The sequence below is a fragment of the Vitreoscilla sp. C1 genome (assembly GCF_002951955.2).
In the GTDB taxonomy this organism is placed as follows: domain Bacteria; phylum Pseudomonadota; class Gammaproteobacteria; order Burkholderiales; family Neisseriaceae; genus Vitreoscilla; species Vitreoscilla stercoraria.
In genome coordinates this window covers 1,774,912-1,798,532 of record NZ_CP019644.2, presented here as the reverse complement: position 1 = coordinate 1,798,532, position 23,621 = coordinate 1,774,912, and the positions used below count along the sequence as shown (strand labels likewise).

General features: G+C 45.0%; 19 protein-coding genes, 3 tRNA genes and 3 rRNA genes. 15 read left to right on the top strand and 10 right to left on the bottom strand.

From position 1 onward, the window contains the following. Positions 1 to 67: 67 nt before the first annotated feature. The 6 genes from ADP71_RS08840 to ADP71_RS08815 all read left to right on the top strand — a co-directional run bounded on the left by ADP71_RS08840 (position 68) and on the right by ADP71_RS08815 (position 4,830). Positions 68 to 1,207 carry a phosphoribosyltransferase domain-containing protein gene (locus ADP71_RS08840; protein WP_171461089.1) on the top strand — a complete coding sequence of 380 codons (1,140 nt, stop codon included), beginning with the start codon at positions 68 to 70 and terminating at the stop codon, positions 1,205 to 1,207. After that, a complete protein-coding gene (locus ADP71_RS08835; RefSeq protein ID WP_171461088.1) occupies positions 1,200 to 1,949 on the top strand; it encodes a hypothetical protein in 750 nt (249 codons plus the stop codon). Before ADP71_RS08840 ends, ADP71_RS08835 begins: the two co-directional genes overlap by 8 nt. Further along, a complete protein-coding gene (locus ADP71_RS08830; protein ID WP_019957232.1) occupies positions 1,946 to 3,037 on the top strand; it encodes a cysteine protease StiP domain-containing protein in 1,092 nt (363 codons plus the stop codon). The genes ADP71_RS08835 and ADP71_RS08830 overlap by 4 nt, the downstream gene beginning before the upstream one ends. Next, a complete protein-coding gene (locus ADP71_RS08825; protein ID WP_019957233.1) occupies positions 3,030 to 3,893 on the top strand; it encodes an HpcH/HpaI aldolase/citrate lyase family protein in 864 nt (287 codons plus the stop codon). Before ADP71_RS08830 ends, ADP71_RS08825 begins: the two co-directional genes overlap by 8 nt. A 146-nt stretch (positions 3,894 to 4,039) precedes the next feature. Beyond that, positions 4,040 to 4,130, top strand: a tRNA-Ser gene (locus ADP71_RS08820). 196 nt (positions 4,131 to 4,326) lie between these two features. Then, positions 4,327 to 4,830: a GNAT family N-acetyltransferase gene (locus ADP71_RS08815; RefSeq protein WP_171461087.1), complete on the top strand. Its 504-nt coding sequence runs from the start codon at positions 4,327 to 4,329 to the stop codon at positions 4,828 to 4,830. Positions 4,831 to 4,868: 38 nt separating this feature from the next. Here the strand turns inward: ADP71_RS08815 and coaD are convergent, their stop codons facing one another. The 4 genes from coaD to ADP71_RS08795 all read right to left on the bottom strand — a co-directional run bounded on the left by coaD (position 4,869) and on the right by ADP71_RS08795 (position 9,182). After that, positions 4,869 to 5,381, bottom strand: a complete 513-nt coding sequence (gene coaD, locus ADP71_RS08810; RefSeq protein WP_019957235.1) for a pantetheine-phosphate adenylyltransferase — start codon at positions 5,379 to 5,381, stop codon at positions 4,869 to 4,871. Then, positions 5,381 to 6,514, bottom strand: a complete 1,134-nt coding sequence (locus ADP71_RS08805; protein ID WP_237343008.1) for a beta-ketoacyl-ACP synthase III — start codon at positions 6,512 to 6,514, stop codon at positions 5,381 to 5,383. Before ADP71_RS08805 ends, coaD begins: the two co-directional genes overlap by 1 nt. 190 nt (positions 6,515 to 6,704) lie before the next feature. Next, positions 6,705 to 7,385, bottom strand: coding sequence for a Bax inhibitor-1 family protein (locus tag ADP71_RS08800; protein WP_171461086.1), 681 nt, complete (start codon positions 7,383 to 7,385; stop codon positions 6,705 to 6,707). Between the two features lie 117 nt (positions 7,386 to 7,502). Next, entirely contained in the window at positions 7,503 to 9,182 is a 1,680-nt protein-coding gene (locus ADP71_RS08795; protein ID WP_171461085.1) for an ABC1 kinase family protein, read from the bottom strand. A 169-nt stretch (positions 9,183 to 9,351) separates the two neighbouring features. On the opposite strand from ADP71_RS08795, the gene ADP71_RS08790 reads away from it, so the two are divergent. From ADP71_RS08790 to ADP71_RS08780, 3 genes are all read left to right on the top strand, one after another. Beyond that, positions 9,352 to 9,876 (top strand): C40 family peptidase, encoded by a 525-nt coding sequence (locus tag ADP71_RS08790; RefSeq protein WP_443089128.1) that lies wholly within the window; start codon positions 9,352 to 9,354, stop codon positions 9,874 to 9,876. 18 nt (positions 9,877 to 9,894) lie between these two features. Beyond that, positions 9,895 to 10,110 (top strand): hypothetical protein, encoded by a 216-nt coding sequence (locus ADP71_RS08785; protein WP_026353376.1) that lies wholly within the window; start codon positions 9,895 to 9,897, stop codon positions 10,108 to 10,110. A gap of 189 nt (positions 10,111 to 10,299) precedes the next feature. Continuing rightward, a complete protein-coding gene (locus ADP71_RS08780; protein WP_019957241.1) occupies positions 10,300 to 11,016 on the top strand; it encodes a pirin family protein in 717 nt (238 codons plus the stop codon). 83 nt (positions 11,017 to 11,099) lie between these two features. On the opposite strand, the gene ADP71_RS08775 is transcribed toward ADP71_RS08780, so the two are convergent. The 6 genes from ADP71_RS08775 to ADP71_RS08750 all read right to left on the bottom strand — a co-directional run bounded on the left by ADP71_RS08775 (position 11,100) and on the right by ADP71_RS08750 (position 15,858). Beyond that, on the bottom strand, positions 11,100 to 11,804 hold the full coding sequence (locus ADP71_RS08775; protein WP_104932010.1) for a pseudouridine synthase: 705 nt from the start codon (positions 11,802 to 11,804) through the stop codon (positions 11,100 to 11,102). 60 nt (positions 11,805 to 11,864) lie between these two features. Further along, a complete protein-coding gene (locus tag ADP71_RS08770) occupies positions 11,865 to 13,265 on the bottom strand; it encodes a sodium:proton antiporter (RefSeq protein WP_171461084.1) in 1,401 nt (466 codons plus the stop codon). Positions 13,266 to 13,433: 168 nt separating this feature from the next. Further along, positions 13,434 to 13,829 carry a lactoylglutathione lyase gene (gene gloA, locus ADP71_RS08765; protein ID WP_026353377.1) on the bottom strand — a complete coding sequence of 132 codons (396 nt, stop codon included), beginning with the start codon at positions 13,827 to 13,829 and terminating at the stop codon, positions 13,434 to 13,436. Positions 13,830 to 14,059: 230 nt separating this feature from the next. After that, positions 14,060 to 14,824 (bottom strand): lysophospholipid acyltransferase family protein, encoded by a 765-nt coding sequence (locus tag ADP71_RS08760; RefSeq protein ID WP_019957245.1) that lies wholly within the window; start codon positions 14,822 to 14,824, stop codon positions 14,060 to 14,062. Further along, complete coding sequence (gene gmhB, locus ADP71_RS08755; protein WP_171461083.1) at positions 14,825 to 15,400, bottom strand: D-glycero-beta-D-manno-heptose 1,7-bisphosphate 7-phosphatase; 576 nt, start codon at positions 15,398 to 15,400, stop codon at positions 14,825 to 14,827. Further along, positions 15,397 to 15,858: a DUF7832 domain-containing protein gene (locus tag ADP71_RS08750; protein WP_019957247.1), complete on the bottom strand. Its 462-nt coding sequence runs from the start codon at positions 15,856 to 15,858 to the stop codon at positions 15,397 to 15,399. The genes gmhB and ADP71_RS08750 overlap by 4 nt, the downstream gene beginning before the upstream one ends. 507 nt (positions 15,859 to 16,365) lie before the next feature. On the opposite strand from ADP71_RS08750, the gene dbpA reads away from it, so the two are divergent. The 6 genes from dbpA (at position 16,366) to rrf (ending at position 23,567) form a co-directional block, all read left to right on the top strand. Continuing rightward, complete coding sequence (gene dbpA, locus ADP71_RS08745) at positions 16,366 to 17,751, top strand: ATP-dependent RNA helicase DbpA (RefSeq protein WP_171461082.1); 1,386 nt, start codon at positions 16,366 to 16,368, stop codon at positions 17,749 to 17,751. Positions 17,752 to 18,215: 464 nt separating this feature from the next. Then, a 16S ribosomal RNA gene (locus tag ADP71_RS08740) occupies positions 18,216 to 19,757 on the top strand. Between the two features lie 74 nt (positions 19,758 to 19,831). After that, positions 19,832 to 19,908, top strand: a tRNA-Ile gene (locus ADP71_RS08735). Positions 19,909 to 19,942: 34 nt separating this feature from the next. Further along, a tRNA-Ala gene (locus ADP71_RS08730) sits at positions 19,943 to 20,018 on the top strand. Positions 20,019 to 20,418: 400 nt separating this feature from the next. After that, positions 20,419 to 23,309, top strand: a 23S ribosomal RNA gene (locus tag ADP71_RS08725). Between the two features lie 144 nt (positions 23,310 to 23,453). Further along, a 5S ribosomal RNA gene (gene rrf / locus ADP71_RS08720) occupies positions 23,454 to 23,567 on the top strand. Together the 16S, 23S and 5S rRNA genes with 2 tRNA genes alongside form the textbook arrangement of a ribosomal RNA operon. Positions 23,568 to 23,621: the final 54 nt, after the last annotated feature.

The window sequence follows — 23,621 nt, the reverse complement described above, 5'->3', positions numbered from 1 at the left end:
AGTCGGCTACCCCAATCAGGTAGCCGATATTGTTTAAAAACGCAATGGAACCCAGAAGGAGTTGGCGTTGGATTGGTCATTTGATTTGCCTACAGGACGCTTGCAATTGCAATTGCAAGAAGCCAAATTGCCATTTGAAGATTTACTGTCTATTGGCGCAAGACAAAATCCAAAACGTGCATTTTTGTTTGTCAGCAAGGTTTTGGGAAAACATATCCCAGTCAAACCTGCAATGATGCGACATTGTCATCAATTGTTGGCGCAGCAATTGCCTGCTTTTGATGCACCAAGTTTGTTTATTGGCATGGCAGAAACCGCCACAGGCTTAGGGCAAGGCGTGTTTGAAGCGCATGTGCAGCAACAGCCACACAGCCAAGCGCAATACATTCACAGCAGCCGTGTGCGTGTGCATGACACCGATGCAGTGGTGTTTGAAGAGTCGCATAGTCATGCCACACGCGTGTGGCTGCATTTGCCCACAGATGAGGCGACAAAGACACATTGGCAACAAGCTCAAAATTTGGTGTTGATTGATGACGAATTAAGCACAGGCAATACATTTTGCAATTTATTGCAACAATGCTTGCAGCTCGCTCCTAATGTTAAGCAAGTGTATTGGGTGTCGGTGGCAGATTTTATGGGTTCACGCCGTGATGAGTTGATTGCCGCTTCTGAGCTGCCTTTGCAGTGTATTTCTTTATTGCAAGGACAATGGCAATTTGAAAGCAATGGCGTGATTGCCGCAGCAACGCAAGCCTCACAATCGCATGTAGGCGCAGAGCCGTATGTTCAGGACGCAGGTTTTGGGCGTTTGGGCGTGGCAGCGCCCATTCAATTGAATGATACATTGCAAGCGCAATTGCCTAAAAATTTAAAAGCCCACGACAAAGTTTTGGTATTGGGTTGCGGTGAATTCATGCATGCGGCTTTGTTAGTGGCAGAGTATTTGCAAGAGCATTATCAGGTTGAATGTAAAGTGCAATCGACCACCCGTTCACCCATTTTACAATGGGGTGCGATTGAGACAATTACCACAGCAGGCGATCCTTATGATGAAGGTGTGCCTTATTTTGTGTATAACGTGGTGCGGTCAGACTATGACCATATATTGATTTGCCATGAGTATGAAGCCAGCACTGCTTTGCAACAAACTGCTTATGATTTGCAAGCTGATTTGATTTCTTTGACTAAGGAGCATCATGCATAAATTGTTGTTTGTGGATTTGGACGACACTTTGTTTCACAGCCACAATAAGCGTCAACCTGACACACACGATGTGGCTTTGGCTTATTTACAGGACGGTTCTGCCATTTCTTATGCCAATCAAAAGCAAATGACGATGTTGAAGTTTTGGCAAGAAAGCCATGTGATGATTCCAGTGACTGCTCGCAATCGCAATGCGTTTGAGCGTGTGGTGATTGAATTCAAACATGGGGCAGTCATCAATTATGGTGGCATTGTGTTGCAAGCCGATGGCAGTTTGGATGAGGCGTGGAGTCAGCAAAGCCAAGCGCATGCCCGTCACAGCGAACCGATATTACAAGTGTTATTGGATTATTTGAACAGTTTGATTCAAACCACCGAATACAGCAGCTTGCATGCACGCATCATCAGCGACGTTGGTATCGCATTTTATGTGTTGCTCAAATCCAAAACGGGTGATTTGGTGCAAGTGGCGCAAGTGACGCACATGGTAAAACAATTTTTGGCTCAAGAGGGTTGGACAGAATATCAAGTGCATCACAATGGTAATAATCTTGCCATCATGCCGCCATGGCTTAACAAGCGCCATGGCGTGCGCTATTTGCTAGCACAATGGCAACAACGCGGTGAAGTGGTTTCGTTTGGTATGGGCGATAGCGTGATTGATTTGGGTTTTATGAATGAGTGTGATTATTTGATGGTGCCCAATCCGAGCCAAATTGTCAGTCAAAGGATGGATGTATGAGTTTTCATGGCAGTTATCGTGCTGAGCAAGTCACGTTTTTATTAAAACCGATGGCATTAGAGACCATTGACGACACGGTATTGAAAGAACAGCTGATTCAAAGTGGGCAGCGACATTATAGTGAAATGTTGTCACCTGAAAAACGCCCAAGCCCTGAATATTTGGCTTTGTTTCATGAGGCTTTTCAAGCCAATTGCAAACAAATGGCCAGCGATATTTTGAAATTGGCGGCGTTAATCCAACAACAAAAATCAGGCTTGCCAACTTTGGTATCTTTGGCCAGAGCAGGTACGCCCATTGGCGTGATTTTGCAGCAAATTTTAAGCCGTTTGTATGGTGAGTCGGTGAGGCATTATTCCGTATCGATTATTCGAGATCGTGGAATCGATGAGAATGCATTGCATGCTATTTTGGATGCAGGTCATGCGCCAGAGTCTTTGGTGTTTTTAGATGGATGGACGGGCAAAGGCGTCATTAATCGTGAGTTACAGGCCGCTATTGATGGTTTTAATGCACAAAACCATTGCCACATAGATGGTCGTTTGTTTGTCTTGACCGATTTGGCAGGCGTGACCGATTGTGCTGCCAGTGAAGAAGATTATTTGATACCTTCTTCGATTTTGAATGCCAGCATCAGCGGTTTGGTCAGTCGTTCTATTTTGAATGAGACCATAGGCAAAGATGATTTTCATGGTTGTGTGTATTTTGCTGAATTTGCCGATTGCGATTTGTCACAATGGTTTGCGGATGCTGTGGTGGCGTTGGCATGGGAAGAATATGCTCAAAATGGTGTGCCTACCATGAAGATGGCTGATAAAGCCATTCGTCATCAAGCCAATCAACAGTTCATTCAGCAGTATATGCAGCAATATGGCATTGATGATGTGAATTTGATTAAGCCCGGTATCGGTGAAGCCACGCGTGTGTTTTTGCGTCGTTTGCCTGAAAGATTGTTAGTGAAAAATTTAGAAGAAGCTTCTGTGCAGCATTTATTGTGGTTGGCGCAAGAAAAAAATGTGGTTGTAGAAGTGGTTGAAAACTTGCCATACCATGCCGCAGCTATGATTCGGAGTGCACGCGATGCTTAAGCCTCATCAATATTGCGCTTCTTTGTATGTGCCGACCACGCACAAAGATTTGAATGAAATCATGCGAGGTGAAAAGCTGCAAGAAGTCGGTAGTTTGATTTTTTGTACGGAAGATGCGGTGTCTGAACAGCATTTGCCACAAGCCATCAGCCGTTTTTTAGATGCCTTGCCGTATTTAAATCCTCATTCATCGCAACAACGCTTTGTGCGTGTGCGCAATCCTGCGGTGATGCAGCAATTGCTGGCAAATGAGCATATTCAAAACATTGATGGTTTTGTTTTACCCAAAATTACGGCTAAAAATATTGGTGATTACCAAATTTTGGTAGAGCAAGGCTTTTATGTGATGCCTACTTTGGAAACGGCTGAGGTGTTTATTGAGCAAGAAATGTTGCAATTGCGAGATATTTTATTGCAGCCATTGTGGCGACCTTATGTGTTGAGTTTACGTCTTGGTGGCAACGATTTGCTCAATTTATTGAGCATGCGGCGCAGTGCCGAACACACTGTCTATGAAACCGTTTTGGGTACTCATATCGATCGTTTGGTAGGATGGTTTAAGCCTTGTGGTTTTGAATTGAGCGCACCTGTATTTGAGTTTTTAAATCAACCTGAGGTATTAATGCGTGAAGTTCAGGCCGATTTATTACATGGCTTAACTGGTAAAACCGCCATACACCCGACTCAAATTGCCAGTATCGAAGCATTTTATGCGGTCAAAGAGCAAGATGTGTTGGTGGCAAAAGCAGTGTTAGCATCGAATCAAGCGGTGTTTCAATATCAGCAATGCATGCAAGAAGTGGCGACTCATTACCGATGGGCGCAAAAAACATTGACAATGGCGGGCTTGAGTTAAAATAAATGGTATGGGAAGTGGGTGTTTTTATTTTTTATATTTGTTTTTAAAGAATAAATTGATATTTCGGTTGGTTGTGATGAAATATCAATAAAAAAATGCTTGCAGCAACTAAAACATTAACGTATTATTCTGCTTCTCAAGTCGGAAGCGTGGCAGAGCGGTTGAATGCAACGGTCTTGAAAACCGTCGAGGGCTTATACCCCTCCGTGAGTTCGAATCTCACCGCTTCCGCCAAAATACTGAAAAGCACACCTGAAAAGGTGTGCTTTTTTGCGTATGCTTGGTTTTACTTTGTCATACAGAACCATTAATCCGTTTTAGAATCTGTTGAGCGGCATATCAACAAAGAGAATGCGGTGAACGTCTTATTTCATATATTCATATACAACAATGTGGTGAAAACTTGTATACAGGCCGATTGGATGAACTTATGGCTTTAATCCCCATGACTGACATGGTTTTATTGATTGATGTCACCGAGCAAGCAAAATTACAACATCATTTTATATGCAATGAATGGGATGGCTTGGCACAAACACGTGATGAGCTAGAGGCTGAGTTATTAAGTGGTATGTCGGTATGGGCTTGGATGGAGGCAGGTGAGGCCATTGGTGTGGTCAAAACACGCTGTGTTGGTGATGTATGGGTATTTTGGCATTTAATCATCATGCCTCAATACCAAAGTCGTGGTTTGGTGACCGCCATTTTGCTGGAGCTAGAAGCACTGGCGCAAAAGTTTGGTTGTATGGCGCTAGAGGGTATCGTGCATTTTCCGAGAGATGGCATCAAGCGTTGGTATGAAATATTGGGCTATCAAGCAGTACAAACCGATGCGGTGATTCAAGCGAGCGGTTATCAAATGGTCAAAATGCTGTTGAGGAAAAGTTTGTTACCGACTGAACCTAGCCAGCAATGTGATGAGGTAGGGAATTAAAAAAGCGTCCTGTAAACGTTTACAGGACGCTTGATGGATTAATTGTGATACAAATGATTGTTAATCATTTTTTCATACACAGGTTCAGGCAAATAACGCTTGATCATGGCTTGCCAGTTTTTAGGACCGACCATGCCTTTGACCATGGTAGAAGACACTTCGGCAAATTCGCGCGGTGGCAAAAGGAAAACCGTAGAAATTTCAGGTTGTAAGTCAGAATTGATATAGCGCATCGAGCGTTCGTATTCATAATCCGAAGCCGAACGTATGCCACGCACAATGTAGTCTGCACTAATACTGTCGGCATAGTTAACCAAATACTGATTTTCAAACGAGGCAATGTGAACATTGTGCATGCCTGAAGTAATGGCTTTGAGCATGTCTTTGCGCTCTTCCAAAGTATAAGTGCAACGCTTATCAGGATTGACACCAATGGCGACAACCAGCTCATCAAACAGCATTTGCGCTTCACGTATCATCCACAAATGACCGTTGGTAGGTGGGTCGAAACTGCCTGCGTAGACGGCGCGGCGCATTTTGCCTTTGACCATCAGCGTTTTTCCAACAGCACCGAGCCAATGGAATAACCTGCACCAAAGCTAGACAAAACTGCCAAATCACCTGTTTGCAAATCATCGTGGTGCAAATGCATGGCAATCACGGAGCCTGCTGAACTGGTATTGGCATAAGTATCCAAAATGGTTGGCGATTCTTGCGCCGTAGCAGGGCGACCTAAGACACGTTTGGCAATCAATTCATTCATTGTCAAATTGGCTTGGTGTAACCAAAAGCGTTTTACATTGGTAGGCTCAATTTGGTTTTTATGCAAATGGCTGATAATGTGTTCGCCCACAGCAGGACACACTTCTTTGAACACTTTACGGCCATTTTGTACAAACAATTTGTCTGCCGCCAATGGATTGTTATCGATTTCGGTGCGGTTTAAGAAACCTGCATTGTTGCGGATGTTATTTGAAAATTCTGTCCACAAATGGGTATCGACCACGTTAAAGCCTTTGTGAGTGTCGCCCGCCAAATCTTGATGAACCAATACTATAGCGGTGGCAGCATCGCCAAAAATGAAATGGCTGTCACGTTCACGGAAGTTCAAATGCGCGGTGCAAATTTCGGCATTAATCACCAATACACGCGTTGCAGAACCTGCGGCAATGGCATTGGCGGCCATTTGAATGGCAAAAGTGGCACTCGAGCACGCCACGTTCATGTCAAAGGCAAAGCCAGCACAACCCAATGCAGTTTGGATTTCTACAGCCATCGCAGGATAAGCACGTTGCATATTAGAATTGGCAACAATCACCATGTCGATGTCAGCGGCATTGACTTCAGCATTATTTAAAGCATCTTTGGCTGCGGCTATACCGATTTCAGCTTGAATAGACAACTCTTCATTGCTGCGTTGTGGCAATTGCGGTGCCATGATGTCAGGATTCAAAATACCTGTTTTGTCCAATACAAAACGGCTTTTGATGCCTGAAGCTTTCTCTATGAAGGCGCTGCTTGATTCAGACAAAGCAGTCACACTGCCATCAATAATCGCTTGAGCATTTTGTTCATTGAAAGAAGCAACATATTGGTTGAATGTATGAACCAATTCATCGTTGCTGATGCTGTCTTTTGGGGTGAATAAACCAGTGCCAAGCAGCACAACAGGCATAGAAGTCATAGGGTGAAAGTCTCCAACAAAATTCATCATAACAAACAGTTATATGATCGCTTTCATATCATTAACCATGTTTGTCGTTTATTGCATGGCAGCATAACCTTGTTACCGTTGTCAGTCAAAGTATTAATCAAAAAAAGCGTCCTGTAATATTACAGGACGCTGTGTGTTGGTGGTTTGACCTATTAAGAACTTAATCGTTGCCAGTGAGCGCCATTAATAAATGCAACAAGTTGCTAAAAATATTGTATATGGATATGAAAATGGTCAAAGCTGCGCTGATGTAACTGGTTTCACCACCTTCAATGACCGCTTTGGTTTGCCACATAATCATCAATGAACTAAATACCACAAAGACGGCTGAAATCGCCAAAGATACCGCAGGGATTTTAAAGAATAAATTGGCAATGACGGCGGTCATCAATACCACCGCTCCAACCAACAAAAATCGACTCATAGCAGCGGTGTCGGCTTTGGATTTATGCGCTGCGAATGTCATAGCCGCAAAGACAGCAACGGTCATGATGGCTGCTGAAAAGACGATTTGTGTACCCGCAGCAGAGCCTAGCAACATGCCAAGCACGGGCCCAATCATCATGCCCATAGAAAAAGTGAATACTTGTAATAAGGCGATGCCTATTTTGTTGTAACGGTTTTTTTCAATGAAAAATACCATGCTATAAAGAAAGGCGAAAAAGAGAATAATACCCATCCAGCCGCCACCAAGCAAAGCCATAGGATTGACGACAGCGCCTGCCAATGCACCCAAGGCACAAGGAATAAACGACACTGCCAACAGCAAATAGGCTTTGCTTAAGACGAATTTTTGGCTGCTGATGCTGCCTGAAACAGGGTTGGCCATTTTGTTGGTCATGATGCACTCCTATAATGGAAAGTAGGGGCGGAGAATCGAGAGTTGTATTTTATCATTTAAGTGATTGTGTTTATTTTAATTTTGATTAAAATTTATTATCTATATTGAATAGTTTAATCAATGCTTACCAGCGCGCCACAATGACCACAAAATCCAAATGCTGTTTAAAAATGCGATGGTATAGCCGAAAAAACCTAATAAGGGCATGCCAAAAATATTGGGACCAACATCCACATGCAAAGCAATCGATGAGCCTATGATTAAAGATGCGGTCACAATGGCGACGGTTAAACGATTGGTAGAGCGGTCTAATTGATGTCCAAAATCATCTAGCCTTGCCATGTCCAAATTGACTTTGATTTGACCTGATTTGAGGCGTTTGTTCATTCGAATCAAAGTGTGTGGCAAATCGTCTAGCAATTGCAAAAAGGTATAGCTATGGGTTTTGACTTTTTTCTTCGCTTGGTCGAAAGAAAAATGCGTTAACACCAAGTCTTCTACTAAGGGACGAGTGGATTCCATTAACTGAAAATCGCCGTCTAATTGGTTGACCACGCCTTCTAAAGTAATCAAGGTGCGAAACAACATGACCAAGTCACCTGGTAAGGTTAAATTGTTTTCGCGGATGATGCTGGTGATGTCGTTGACAATATACGAGAGGCTGATGTCTTTGAGCGAGGTAAACTCGTAATTCATGAGCATTTCCATCACATCATTGCCCAAACGATTTTCGTCTGGCAGGTCGCCTTGTGCCCAATCGCTCAAAACATGTTGAATGGTGAACTGGTCACGGTCAATAATCGCGTTAATTAATGTAATAATTTCAGTGCGCCGATTACCACCTAAAAACCCAGCCAAGCCGAAATCAATTAATGTAATACATCCCTCATCTGACAAGAAAATATTGCCAGGATGGGGGTCTGCGTGGAAGTAGCCATGTTTTAAAATCATGTCCAAAATCAACTGTGCAATGTCCTTGGCGCGCTGGCTTAACCATTCTTGATTGTATTGACTTAGATTGATGTTTTTAAGTAAGGTATCGCCGATGTATTCTTGTACCAAAATTTTTCGATTGGAAAATTCGGGATAAACTTGAGGAATGTGAACATAAGGATGCGCCTCGTACGCACGAGAAAAGCGTTCCATATTGCGCAACTCCATAGACAAGTCGGTTTCGCGCGCGAGGCTGCGGGCGAAATAATGTACCATCTCGATGGGATGATAACGGCGTGATTCGGGAATTTCATTTTCCAGCAAATACGCCAAATGCTTCATGATGCGCAAATCTGCCTGAATGGTTTTTTCAATGTTCGGGCGTTTGATTTTGACGGCTACAACAGAGCCGTTGAGCAATATGGCTTTGTGTACTTGTGCAATCGAAGCGCTGCCTATGGGGGTTGGTTCAATGTGTTTGAAAACCTCGTTTACAGGACGCTCTAAATAAGCAGCAATCAAGGCGGTAATGTCAGATTGGGCAATAGGGCGCACGTTGTTTTGCAAGCGTTGGAATTCGTCTATCCATTCAGGATTGAAAATGTCCACACGGGTGGACAGAATCTGACCAAATTTGATAAAAGTAGGGCCCAGCTCTTCAAATGCCATGCGAAAGCGTTGTGGCAGGCTCAAATAAGGATTTTGCAAGCGGTGTTGTTCCGACTTGTTGCGTTTGAGCGAAGGAAAGGGCTGGGTCAATTTTAAACGGTATAGAAATTCATCTAAGCCATAGCGCATCAAGATGCTGATAATTTCTTTCATGCGTGGCAAATCACGCATGGCAATAACGGTTTGTTTCAACATAAAAACAGCCTTTGAAGGTGCGCAGTGTTTTTTTAAATTAGCACGCGTCTATTAACCACACAACAAGTTCCGCACCATAGCAATATGGGTGCCAAGAGTTTTATACATGATGAGCAAGACAATGAACAGACTGTTGTTATGGGTAGTCGGTTGCGTGAGCTTCTTACCGATGATGGCAGCAGCCGATCCTTTAGAAGACATGATACGCAGTCGCAACAATCCCACTGCAACATTCAATCAATCGGTACGAACCACACACACTCAAACACCTGATGCCATTTCCAAAGAGCAAGCAGGCGATTTGATTATGAATGCGATGGGTTTGATTGGTTTATCGTATATTTATGGTGGTAACAATCCTGAGCAAGGTTTGGATTGTAGTGCCTTCATGCAATATATTTTTAAGCAAAGTATGAAAGTCAGTTTGCCACGAACCAGTGCCGAACAAGCCAATGTTGGTTCTTACGTCGAGCGCAGCCAAATCCAACCGGGGGATATGGTGTTTTTCCGTACCGCAGGAGCGGGGCGCATTTCGCATGTGGGCATGTATATTGGCAATGATCGCTTTATTCATGCACCACGAACGGGTAAAAACATTGAAATCACCAGTTTGAGCAGCAAATATTGGGGCAGCAAATATGCTACTGCTCGTCGTGTGAATGGCGCAGGTAAAGCTGCGGCATCATTTCGTTAATGGGTTAAGGCGAGTGAGATGACAATACCCGATATGCCTAAATGGTTCGATGCCGATGGCAAACCTGTTTCATGCACAGAAAAAATCAAAGTGATGCAGCAAAACATGGAAGAATTGCATGAAATGGCGCAAGAGGCATTTGAAGATGCGATTTTGATGGGTTGTACTGAGGCGCAGCTCAAAGACTATTTGCGTGAATTGATCGACAGTTTGGACAATCCTTATGCCTCTTAACAGCATGCGTTGATATTGGCTGTTGGGCAATGTCTTACAGGACGCTGAATGATGGTGGTTTCTTAAATGGAAATCACCATTAATTTTTTGGGGATTTATTTTCTTTAGAGTTAAATATAAACTGTATTCATTGCTTATCCATATACAGCTGAGAGCAACAGCGTCTTGTTAATAGAAAGAGAGCCCCATATGAACATTCGTCGCAGTCATCAACGTGGTCATGCCAATCATGGATGGTTGGACAGTCGTCATACGTTTTCTTTTGCAGGTTATTATGATCCGCAATGGATGGGCTATGCCAATTTGCGTGTCATCAATGAAGACAAAATTGCAGCAGGCATGGGTTTTGGTGAACATCCGCATCGTGATATGGAAATTGTGTCGTATGTGTTAGAAGGTGAGTTGGCACATCGTGACAATATGGGTAATGTCAAAGGCATTAAACCCGGCGAAGTGCAGCGCATGTCGGCAGGCAGTGGTGTGACGCACAGCGAATTTAACCATGCACAAGGTCAAACCACGCATTTTTTGCAAATTTGGATAGAGCCGAACAAACGTGGCATCGTGCCTGAGTATTCACAACAAGCTTACAGCGATGCCGACAAGCGTGGTCGCTTGTTGCAGGTATTAAAACCGTATGAACAAACGGCGAACGCTGACAATGCGCAAGCCATCGAGATTCATGCCGATGCGTCTTTGTTTGTCGGTTTGTTTGATGGTGCTGAGCAAGCGCAAAAACACTTGCAAGATGGGCATGTGTATTATGTGCATGTGGCGCGTGGTAGCGTGAATGTGAACGGTGAGCGTTTGCATGCAGGCGATGCAGCGATGATAGAAGACGGTGGCGTGCTGGCTTTGAGCCAAGGTGATGCGGCAGAAGTCTTGGTGTTTGAATTGGTGCCGTAAAGCTATTGTAATGAAACAAGCGTCCTGTAAATATTTACAGGACGCTTGTTTTTTAAGCCTCAAAAATCGATATGATAGGATGCTCAAATACTGGCTTGGACTTCGGCAATGTCTAAAAAACGCCATTCGCCCACTGCAAAATCGTCCACGCGCCATTGGTGAAATTGGTCGCGGTGTAAGGTTTCGACACGGTTGCCAGCGGCGGCAATCATGCGTTTGACTTGGTGGTATTTGCCTTGGGTGATGGTCATCAACAAGGTGTGCTCGTCCACCAATTCGGCAGCGGCAGCAGCGATGGTTTCGGTTTCATCATCCAGCAATACGCCTTTGACCAATTTGTCGCAAAAGCTTTGGTCGGCGGGGTGTTTGAGCGTCACGCGGTAGATTTTCGCCACATGATGTTTGGGTGAGGTGACACGGTGGTTGAATTGACCATCATTGGTCAAAATGATCGCGCCTGTGGTGTCGGCATCCAAACGTCCCACTGCTTGAATGTCGATGTCACGAAAATTGTTTGGCAACATCGAGAACACGCTTGGGTATTGTTGCGGTTTGTGCGAGGTTTCGGTGTCGGGCGCTTTGTTGAGCAAGATGTAAAAATAGGGCAAATTGATGGTCGGGATGATGTCCTCGTCCAATTTCAAGACGCGGCGACCGTCCAAACTGACTTCGGCTTTGGTGTCGTCAACGACTTCGCCATCGATTTCAATCCAACCGCCTTTAACCCAATTTTGACATTGTTTACGGCTGCCCAAACCTTGGGCTTGTAAGTATTTGATGATGTTCATAAGCATTTCAATTAAAAAAGCGTCCTGTAATTTACAGGACGCTTGTTCTGTAAACCTCAATTATATAAAGAAAATCAAGGTGTGTAAGATAAACAATGGCACCAAAATACCAAACGACCATGCCATATAGCCAAAAAAGCTTGGCATTTTGACGCGATTTTGTTCGGCAATCGCTTTGACCATGAAGTTAGGCGCATTGCCAATATAGCTCAAAGCACCCATGAATACCGAACCCATAGACACCGCCAGCAAAGTGGTTTCCAACGTGGTCATCAATTCCACCGCATCGCCTGAAGCCAAGTTAAAGAACACCAAATAAGTCGGTGCATTGTCCAAGAATGCTGACAACATGCCTGTCATCCAGAAATAAATGGCGTTAATCGGTTCACCTTGAGCATTGTGTGCCAAGCTTACCAATGGTGCGAAATGACCGTCCATGCCGACTTTCAACATCGCCAATACAGGTGCAATGGTGATGAATATACCCAAGAACAATTTGCCCACTTCTTCAATCGGACCCCAGTTAAAATCATTGGCTTCACGCAAAGATTTGGCAGTGGTTTTCAAAGACACAATGCCGATGATGATGAAAATCACATCACGCACAATGTTTTGCAAACTGACTGGTGTGCCCAAAATATTGAATTCCACGCCTGATTTCCAAATGCCTGACATCAAAACGGCAGCAATGATGCCAAACAACCATACAAAGTTGATTTTGCCTTCAATGGCCAGTTTGCTGTCTGGTGTTGGGTCAACAGGCAAGGTTTCGTCTTCTTTTTTCCAGTAATAAGTGTCGATGATGTAAAACATCGCTAACAAAACCACTGAGCTAATTAAGACAGGCATCATCATGTGTTTGACTGTCCACATGAAGTCCACGCCTTTTAAGAAGCCTAAGAACAATGGTGGATCGCCTAATGGGGTTAAACCGCCACCGATATTGGCCACCAAGAAAATGAAGAATACCACCACATGGACTTTGTGTTTGCGGTTGTCGTTGGCGCGCAATAAAGGACGAATCAACAACATCGCTGCACCTGTTGTGCCCATGATGGATGCCAAGAACGTACCCAAAGCCAAAATAATGGTATTGGTTTTGGCGCTGCCATGAATATTGCCTTTGACCAAAATGCCGCCTGAAACGGTGAACAAAGCCCACAATAACAAAATAAACGGGATGTATTCAGCCAACAAAGCATGTGCAACGGTGTGAACCGTTTCACCCATGCCGTAAACGAATGTGAACGGGGCTAAAAATAAAATTGTCCAAAACGCGGTGATTTTACCAAAGCTGTGATGCCAAATGTGTGGTGCAAACAGTGGGAATAAAGCAATCGACAACAAAATACACGCAAACGGCAAGCCCCATAATAAACTCATTTGGCTGGCATCAAATCCTGCTGCTTGTGCGCTCAGTGGCAATGTTAAAGTGGCCAGTAAGCCTAATTTTTTCAGCATCAAATCTCCTTTCGATAATTGTTCAAAACGGACGTTGGTATTGTGATTGTGTTTGTCCGCGACCGATAGATAAAAGCGTCCTGTAAGACGTTGGTATTGTGATTGCCTTGGTCTGAGACCAATAGACAAAAAGCGTCCTGTAAATGTGTTTACAGGACGCTTAAAGGTTTAGTCCTGACCTGAATTTTTTTGGATGAATTCAATTTTGTAACCATCTGGGTCTTCAACAAAAGCGATGACGGTGGTGCCGTGTTTCATGGGACCTGCTTCACGCACCACTTTGCCGCCTTTGGCGCGTGCCGCGTCGCAAGCTTGGTAAGCATCGTCTACTTCGATGGCAATATGACCGTAAGCATTGCCCAAATCATAGCTGTCGGTGTCCCAATTGTGGGTCAACTCTAAAACAGTGTGGTCGCTTTCATCGCCATAGCCCACAAAAGCCAAGGTGAATTTGCCTTCAGGATAATCGTTTTGGCGCAACAGTTTCATGCCCAAAACTTCTTGGTAAAACGCCAATGAGCGTTCTAAATTGCCTACGCGCAACATGGTGTGTAATAAACGCATTTGTGTGTCCTTGTCATTTTTGATTATCTGCAAGCCAATCATAATAGGCGAGCTGTTTGGAGTTTGCCAAGCAATATCGGCGCGACTTGCTTGGTGATGAGGGCAAAAAAAGGGTACAAATCGTATATATAATACGTATATTAATAATACGTATATTAAAATTTCATAGTAAGTATTTGATTTTATATGAAAAAAGGAAGGCTAAGCCTTCCTTTTAAATAAAGTGTGAATTAAATACCACTTTGTCCATTGGATTGAGGGTCATGTGGTTTTTCAAAGCATGGACCTTGACCTTCGATGTGGCGTTGTTGGCTTTCAATCCAGCTTTCTACTTTTTGCATGACCACATCAGCACTTTGACCAGTTGGGGCAATGGCTTCACCGATTACCACGCTGATACTGCCAGGATATTTTAAGAAAGAGTTTTTAGGCCAAAACTCGCCACTGTTCAGTGCTATGGGCACAATCGGCATTTGCAGCGTATCGGCAATGCGCGCGCCCCCGAGTTTGTAGCGACCGCGCAAACCTGGTTTGATACGTGTGCCTTCAGGGAATATGGCAATAGAGAAACCTTGGCTTTTGCGTTTGCCACCAGTTTCTAGTAATTGGCGTGATGCACCCATGCGGTCTTTGCGATTGATGCCGATGGTGCCTGCCATTTTCAAGCCCCAGCCAAAAAATGGAATCATGAACAATTCTTGTTTGGCTACAAACACAATCGGTGGAAAGTATTTTTGTAAAATAAACGTTTCCCAGCCTGATTGGTGTTTACAGCACACGACAACAGGTTCTTGAGGAATGTTTTCGGTTCCTTTAACGGTATGCTTCAAACCAATAATATGCTCTAACATCCAAACTTGTGCCATCGCCCAACCCGTGCAAGAGCGATTGACGGCTTTCACGCCAAAAGGCACACAAGCCAAAATGTAAATAAAATAGACCACTGTAAACACACACACACACAACCAATAAATCAGGTTTCTTAAAATAACCATTTAATCTTTTTGCTCCTTGATTTGGGCTTGTTGTTGGCGCAATAGTAACGCTTGTGCGAATTCTAATAAATTTTCATACACCAATGTGCTGATAGGCAAGCCGCCTGTGGCCAAGGTTTTTTTACCTTTGCCAGTTAACACCAAGACCGATTGACCGCCTACCGCCTCAATGGCCTGTAAATCACGCAAGCTGTCACCGACCATATACAATTCTTTCATGTCGGTATTGACATAGCGTTGCAAAATATCGTGCACCATACCAGGTAAAGGCTTGCGACATTCGCATTGGTCTGCCGCGGTGTGAGGGCAAAACCAAACCGCATCGATTTGACCACCAGCTTGCTGAACCAAACGGTGCATTTTGGCGTGCATTTCATTCAAATCGTGCACGGTGAAATAACCACGACCTATGCCAGATTGATTGGTCGCGACAACAACTTGATAACCCGATTGATTCAAAAAGGCAATCGCATCCATACTGCCTGGAATCGGAATCCATTCATCAACCGATTTGACAAACTTGTCGCTGTCTTCATTGATGACGCCATCTCGGTCTAAAATTACCAATTTGGTCATGAATTGTGTTCCTTCAAACTCGCTTGCCATTTGAGATAGGCTAAATCAAATTGAGAAGCCACCGCATCGTAAGCTGCGCGACTGTTGTCGACATGGTACAAAGAAGGCAATAAATCCACACGCAAAGTGGTGTAATAGTCGCTCATGAATTGACCATAGCCTTCTTCATCATCAGTATAGTAATACTCAGTGAAACGGCGACCGAATTCATTGAAAAAGCTCAATAGCAATTGACGCCCTAATGAATGTTCTAAAATATCCCGACCATTTAATTGCTGTTGTTGCAATTGTGTCATTTTTTCGCCCAATTGTTCGATGACCGCAGGATGCAATAATTGTGTTTGCGCCATCCATTCAAAATACATGCCCATGTGCGTCAAAGCACACACAGCGTCTAAATCTTGAGGAAAGTCTTCTTCAGTATGCCACTCTTGGTGGTCAATCAATTCATAATCCATTTGCAGCTTCAATCAGGTGGAAAAAGGACAAAACTATATCATTGTGGCCGTTTCATGCACATAGTCATGTGATTAGGCTAATCACAATATCAAACCTAACTATGACTGCTAAGCTTGTAAAGACCAGCTTACAGCCAAAATGAATCAGGTCACAGCATCGCAATCAACCGCATAGACCATCACGATTGAAAGGCCAGATTGACTAATATATCAAAGTCATAAAGAGGATAAAACATTGATCAAGACAATTTAATATTAATGAATAATCAGTATGTGCTTCAGTTGGGTGAAAAGCAAATGGTGGCGTAACCTTTTTGCAATTTGAATATAAAATCAGTTTTGATTGAAGTGGTTTGTTACAAAGAATCCAACAAGTCAAAGGTTTAGCGAGACAAGCGTCCTGTAAAGTTTGGCATGAAAATAGGTGTATGTGTGCTGATTCTGTTAGAATATGCCCCTTTTGATTTGCGGGCTGAGGCCTTAGCAACAGCTTTTGGGAGCTTCAGCATGAGCAATACTTCATTTTCTACTTTGCCTTTACAGGCTGCTTTATTGAATAACCTGCAAGATTTGGGTTTTCACAACATGACTGCCATTCAACAACAAGCTTTGCCAGCTATTTTGGAGGGCAAAGACATCATTGCACAAGCCAAAACGGGTTCAGGTAAAACGGCGACGTTTGGTTTGGGTTTGTTGCAAAAATTGGATGTGAAATATTTTCGCGTACAAAGCTTGGTATTGTGCCCAACTCGCGAATTGGCAGACCAAGTGTCAGCAGAATTGCGCCGTTTGGCACGCAGCATTCACAATATTAAGATTTTGACTTTGTGTGGTGGCGCACCAGTGGGTCCACAAATTGGCTCATTGGAACATGGCGCTCATATTATTGTTGGTACACCGGGTCGTGTGTTGGATCACATTGAGCGTGGTCGTTTGGATTTGAGCGATTTGACTTCTTTGGTTTTGGATGAAGCCGATCGCATGTTGGAAATGGGTTTCCAAAAAGAATTGGATGCCATCGTTTCTAAAACGCCATACCAACGTCAAACTTTGTTGTTCAGTGCCACTTATCCAGATGCAATTGCGGCATTGAGTGCGCGCTTATTGCGTGAGCCTGTGCGTGTGACCATCGAAGAACAACACAACCAAGATACGATTGCGCAACATTTCTTCCAAGTAGGTGGCGATGAGGCAAGTCGCATGGCAGCTTTGCGCTTGTTGTTGTTGAAATACCAAGGTCAAAGCAGCATCGTGTTTTGCACGACCAAACGTGAAACAGATGATGTGGCAGATTTTTTATATAAAGCAGGCTTTAGCGTGTTGGCTTTACACGGTGATTTGGATCAAAAAGACCGTGACCATACTTTGGTTCAGTTTGCCAATGGCAGTGCTTGTGTGTTGGTCGCGACCGATGTGGCCGCTCGTGGCTTGGACGTGAGCAGCGTGGATGCGGTATTCAATTATCAATTGGCGCATGACTCAGATACCCACACCCATCGCATTGGTCGTACAGGCCGTGCAGGTCAACAAGGTGTGGCGGTGAGTTTGTATGGCAAATACGAAGATTATAAAATTGGCACATTGGAGGCGGACTTTGATATGAAGATTCAGCCACAGCCTTTGCCTAGTCCAGACGATATTCAAGCCCAACCTTCTCGCGCTAAGATGGCAACCTTACAATTGGATGGCGGCAAAAAACACAAAATCCGTCCAGGCGACATTGTGGGCGCATTGACTGCCAGCAAACAATTGCAAGGCGATGATTTGGGTCGTATTCAAGTGTATGACATTTGGAGTTTTGTCGCGGTCAAACGAGAATTGGCAAAAACTGCTTTGAGATTGCTACAAGAAGGCAAAATCAAAGGTAAAACGGTTCGAAGCCGTATTTTATAAAGCAAAACGGTTTTAAATAAGCTTTTCAAGCGTCCTGTAACAGTTTACAGGACGCTTTTATGATTGAGTTTGACCTATTTTGTTTGTTTTGGAGATATTTGGAAATAAGTTTGTTATGGTATTCATGGTTTTTTTGAAGGTTGTTAAAATAATTTGCAATAAGATTTCCTTTAAATTCAGCGTGCTTGTGTTTTTATAGTCATATTTTTACAATTAGGTGTTGACGGGTTTTCGGTGTTTCTGTAATATTCGGTTTCTTCGCTGCTGAGACAGAAACGAAACAGACCAAACGGTCAGCTTCACAAGTTTCACAGCACAGCTCTTTAAAAAACAGATTACCGATAAGTGTGAGTGCGAAGAGCCTCACACTGCTAAAGAAGTAAAGACAAGATATGATTTTTAATCATTTCTCGCTCTTTTTCTTTGAGAAGCAGACCAGAAATTAAATAGTAAGCTTAGAGATTAAACATAAGAGTTTGATCCTGGCTCAGATTGAACGCTGGCGGCATGCTTTACACATGCAAGTCGAACGGTAGCAGGAGAAAGCTTGCTTTCTTGCTGACGAGTGGCGAACGGGTGAGTAATGCGTCGGAACGTACCAAGTAATGGGGGATAACTACTCGAAAGAGTGGCTAATACCGCATACGCCCTACGGGGGAAAGCAGGGGATCTTCGGACCTTGCGTTATTTGAGCGGCCGACGTCTGATTAGCTAGTTGGTGGGGTAAAAGCCTACCAAGGCGACGATCAGTAGCGGGTCTGAGAGGATGATCCGCCACACTGGGACTGAGACACGGCCCAGACTCCTACGGGAGGCAGCAGTGGGGAATTTTGGACAATGGGCGCAAGCCTGATCCAGCAATGCCGCGTGTATGAAGAAGGCCTTCGGGTTGTAAAGTACTTTTGTTAGGGAAGAAAAGCTTTTGGCTAATATCCAAGAGTGATGACGGTACCTAAAGAATAAGCACCGGCTAACTACGTGCCAGCAGCCGCGGTAATACGTAGGGTGCAAGCGTTAATCGGAATTACTGGGCGTAAAGCGAGCGCAGGCGGTTATTTAAGTCAGGTGTGAAAGCCCCGAGCTCAACTTGGGACGTGCATTTGAAACTGGATAACTAGAGTGTGTCAGAGGGGGGTAGAATTCCACGTGTAGCAGTGAAATGCGTAGAGATGTGGAGGAATACCGATGGCGAAGGCAGCCCCCTGGGATAACACTGACGCTCATGCTCGAAAGCGTGGGTAGCAAACAGGATTAGATACCCTGGTAGTCCACGCCCTAAACGATGACAATTAGCTGTTGGGAGATTAAAAGCTCTTGGTAGCGTAGCTAACGCGTGAAATTGTCCGCCTGGGGAGTACGGTCGCAAGATTAAAACTCAAAGGAATTGACGGGGACCCGCACAAGCGGTGGATGATGTGGATTAATTCGATGCAACGCGAAGAACCTTACCTGGTCTTGACATGTACGGAATCCTCCAGAGACGGAGGAGTGCCTTCGGGAGCCGTAACACAGGTGCTGCATGGCTGTCGTCAGCTCGTGTCGTGAGATGTTGGGTTAAGTCCCGCAACGAGCGCAACCCTTGTCATTAGTTGCTACCATTCAGTTGAGCACTCTAATGAGACTGCCGGTGACAAACCGGAGGAAGGTGGGGATGACGTCAAGTCCTCATGGCCCTTATGACCAGGGCTTCACACGTCATACAATGGTCGGTACAGAGGGTAGCCAAGCCGCGAGGTGGAGCCAATCTCATAAAGCCGATCGTAGTCCGGATCGCACTCTGCAACTCGAGTGCGTGAAGTCGGAATCGCTAGTAATCGCAGGTCAGCATACTGCGGTGAATACGTTCCCGGGTCTTGTACACACCGCCCGTCACACCATGGGAGTGGGGGATACCAGAAGTAGGTAGGATAACCGTAAGGAGTCCGCTTACCACGGTATGCTTCATGACTGGGGTGAAGTCGTAACAAGGTAGCCGTAGGGGAACCTGCGGCTGGATCACCTCCTTTCTAGAGATAGAAGAGGCTTAACGCATTCACACTTATCGGTAAACTGTAAATAAAGATGCAAGTAGCAACGACCTGGGTTTGTAGCTCAGCTGGTTAGAGCACACGCTTGATAAGCGTGGGGTCGGAGGTTCAAGTCCTCCCAGACCCACCATCAAACTTGGTAACAAGTAAGGTTGTGGAACATTGGGGGCATAGCTCAGTTGGTAGAGCACCTGCTTTGCAAGCAGGGGGTCATCGGTTCGATCCCGTTTGCCTCCACCAATGAACTAAAATACTTTGCAAATCAAAGACGATTGACAGCTGACGCTGTTTTTTATTTCACTCTTAATAAAGAGATGATATACTCTCAGTCTTCTTTGATTTGCGAAGCGTGTTAGCGGACAAGCAGTACAAAGCGAAACACACAAAAGCGACGCATCGATCTTTAAAAAATTAGAAAGCCGAAATCAACAAACAAAAGACAATGTTGTTGTTTAGACAGCCTTTACAGGCCGCTTAAATAACACAGTAAATTTGGGTGATGATTGTATCTGCAATCAACGAATTCAAAAGGCGTTGATTGTAACAACCAAGTAGTAAGCTTTAACATGAAGAGAATCAAGCAGAAGGAAGACACGTCAACTGTCTAATTCTGCAAAGTCAGAGGTTCTTGAAATGATAGAGTCAAGTGAATAAGTGCATCAGGTGGATGCCTTGGCGATGATAGGCGACGAAGGACGTGTAAGCCTGCGAAAAGCGTGGGGGAGCTGGCAATAAAGCTTTGATCCCGCGATGTCCGAATGGGGAAACCCACCTAATTTATTAGGTACCTTTGACTGAATACATAGGTCACTGGAGCAAACCCGGAGAACTGAACCATCTAAGTACCCGGAGGAAAAGAAATCAACCGAGATTCCGCAAGTAGTGGCGAGCGAACGCGGAAAAGCCTGTTAGTGATAGTAGTCGAGATAGAAGAACATTCTGGAAAGTATGACCATAGTGCGTGATAGTCGCGTATTCGAAATCTCAACTGCGGTACTAAGCTAACGACAAGTAGGGCGGGACACGAGAAATCCTGTCTGAATATGGGGGGACCATCCTCCAAGGCTAAATACTCATCATCGACCGATAGTGAACCAGTACCGTGAGGGAAAGGCGAAAAGAACCCCGGAAGGGGAGTGAAATAGAACCTGAAACCTGATGCATACAAACAGTGGGAGCGGACTTGTTCCGTGACTGCGTACCTTTTGTATAATGGGTCAACGACTTACGTTCAGTAGCAAGGTTAACCGAATAGGGGAGCCGTAGAGAAATCGAGTCTTAATAGGGCGATTAGTTGCTGGGCGTAGACCCGAAACCAAGTGATCTATCCATGGCCAGGATGAAGTTGCCGTAACAGGTAATGGAGGTCCGAACCCACTAATGTTGCAAAATTAGGGGATGAGCTGTGGATAGGGGTGAAAGGCTAAACAAACTTGGAGATAGCTGGTTCTCCCCGAAAACTATTTAGGTAGTGCCTCGAGGTACACTCATGGGGGTAAAGCACTGTTATGGCTAGGGGGTTATTGCAACTTACCAACCCATGGCAAACTAAGAATACCATGAAGTGATTCCTCGGGAGACAGACATCGGGTGCTAACGTCCGGTGTCAAGAGGGAAACAACCCAGACCGCCAGCTAAGGTCCCAAATGATAGATTAAGTGGTAAACGAAGTGAGAAGGCCCAGACAGCTAGGATGTTGGCTTAGAAGCAGCCACCATTTAAAGAAAGCGTAATAGCTCACTAGTCGAGTCGTCTTGCGCGGAAGATGTAACGGGGCTCAAATCTATAACCGAAGCTGCGGATGTGCACTTAGTGCATGTGGTAGGGGAGCGTTCTGTAGGCCTGCGAAGGTGGATTGTGAAGTCTGCTGGAGGTATCAGAAGTGCGAATGTTGACATGAGTAGCGATAAAGGGGGTGAAAAGCCCCCTCGCCGAAAACCCAAGGTTTCCTACGCAACGTTCATCGGCGTAGGGTGAGTCGGCCCCTAAGGCGAGGCAGAGATGCGTAGTCGATGGGAAACAGGTTAATATTCCTGTACTTGATTTAAGTGCGATGTGGGGACGGAGAAGGTTAGGTCAGCAAACTGTTGGAATAGTTTGTTCAAGCCAGTAGGTGGAATTCTTAGGCAAATCCGGGAATTCATTCAACACCGAGAAGTGATAACGAGGTTCTACGGAACCGAAGTGACCGATACCACGCTTCCAGGAAAAGCCACTAAGCTTCAGCTTAAATCGAACCGTACCGCAAACCGACACAGGTGGGTGGGATGAAAATTCTAAGGCGCTTGAGAGAACTCGGGAGAAGGAACTCGGCAAATTGATACCGTAACTTCGGGAGAAGGTATGCCTGGTATTGTGAAGGATTTACTCCGTAAGCAACGCCAGGCCGCAGAGAATCGGTGGCTGCGACTGTTTATTAAAAACACAGCACTCTGCTAACACGAAAGTGGACGTATAGGGTGTGACGCCTGCCCGGTGCTGGAAGGTTAATTGAAGATGTGCAAGCATCGGATCGAAGCCCCAGTAAACGGCGGCCGTAACTATAACGGTCCTAAGGTAGCGAAATTCCTTGTCGGGTAAGTTCCGACCCGCACGAATGGCGTAACGATGGCCACACTGTCTCCTCCCGAGACTCAGCGAAGTTGAAATGGTTGTGAAGATGCAATCTACCCGCTGCTAGACGGAAAGACCCCGTGAACCTTTACTGTAGCTTTGCATTGGACTTTGAAGTCACTTGTGTAGGATAGGTGGGAGGCTTTGAAGCACAGACGCTAGTCTGTGTGGAGCCGTCCTTGAAATACCACCCTGGTGACTTTGAGGTTCTAACCCAGGTCCGTTATCCGGATCGGGGACCGTGCATGGTAGGCAGTTTGACTGGGGCGGTCTCCTCCCAAAGAGTAACGGAGGAGTTCGAAGGTTACCTAGGTCCGGTCGGAAATCGGACTGATAGTGCAATGGCAAAAGGTAGCTTAACTGCGAGACCAACAAGTCGAGCAGGTGCGAAAGCAGGACATAGTGATCCGGTGGTTCTGTATGGAAGGGCCATCGCTCAACGGATAAAAGGTACTCCGGGGATAACAGGCTGATTCCGCCCAAGAGTTCATATCGACGGCGGAGTTTGGCACCTCGATGTCGGCTCATCACATCCTGGGGCTGTAGTCGGTCCCAAGGGTATGGCTGTTCGCCATTTAAAGTGGTACGTGAGCTGGGTTTAAAACGTCGTGAGACAGTTTGGTCCCTATCTGCAGTGGGCGTTGGAAATTTGACGGGGGCTGCTCCTAGTACGAGAGGACCGGAGTGGACGAACCTCTGGTGTACCGGTTGTCACGCCAGTGGCATAGCCGGGTAGCTAAGTTCGGAAGAGATAAACGCTGAAAGCATCTAAGCGTGAAACTCGCCTGAAGATGAGATTTCCCTTGTGGTTTAACCACACTAAAGAGTCGTTCGAGACCAGGACGTTGATAGGTGGGGTGTGGAAGAGCGGTAACGCTTGAAGCTAACCCATACTAATTGCTCGTGAGGCTTGACTCTATCATTTGAAGAACTTCAATGATAATGCTTACTACATAAAGCATACAATTATTACCCAGTTGATTAAGATTGAAATAGACAGTATAATACAGCCCTATTTCAAAGCTCTGTAATACAGACGGCTTTCTGATTTTAAAGTTTATGTTTGACGACCATAGCGAGTTGGTCCCACGCCTTCCCATCCCGAACAGGACCGTGAAACGACTTAGCGCCGATGATAGTGTGGATTACCCATGTGAAAGTAGGTCATCGTCAAACGCCCCATTCTAAAGCCCTGATGCAAACGCATCAGGGCTTTATTCATTCTTAAAG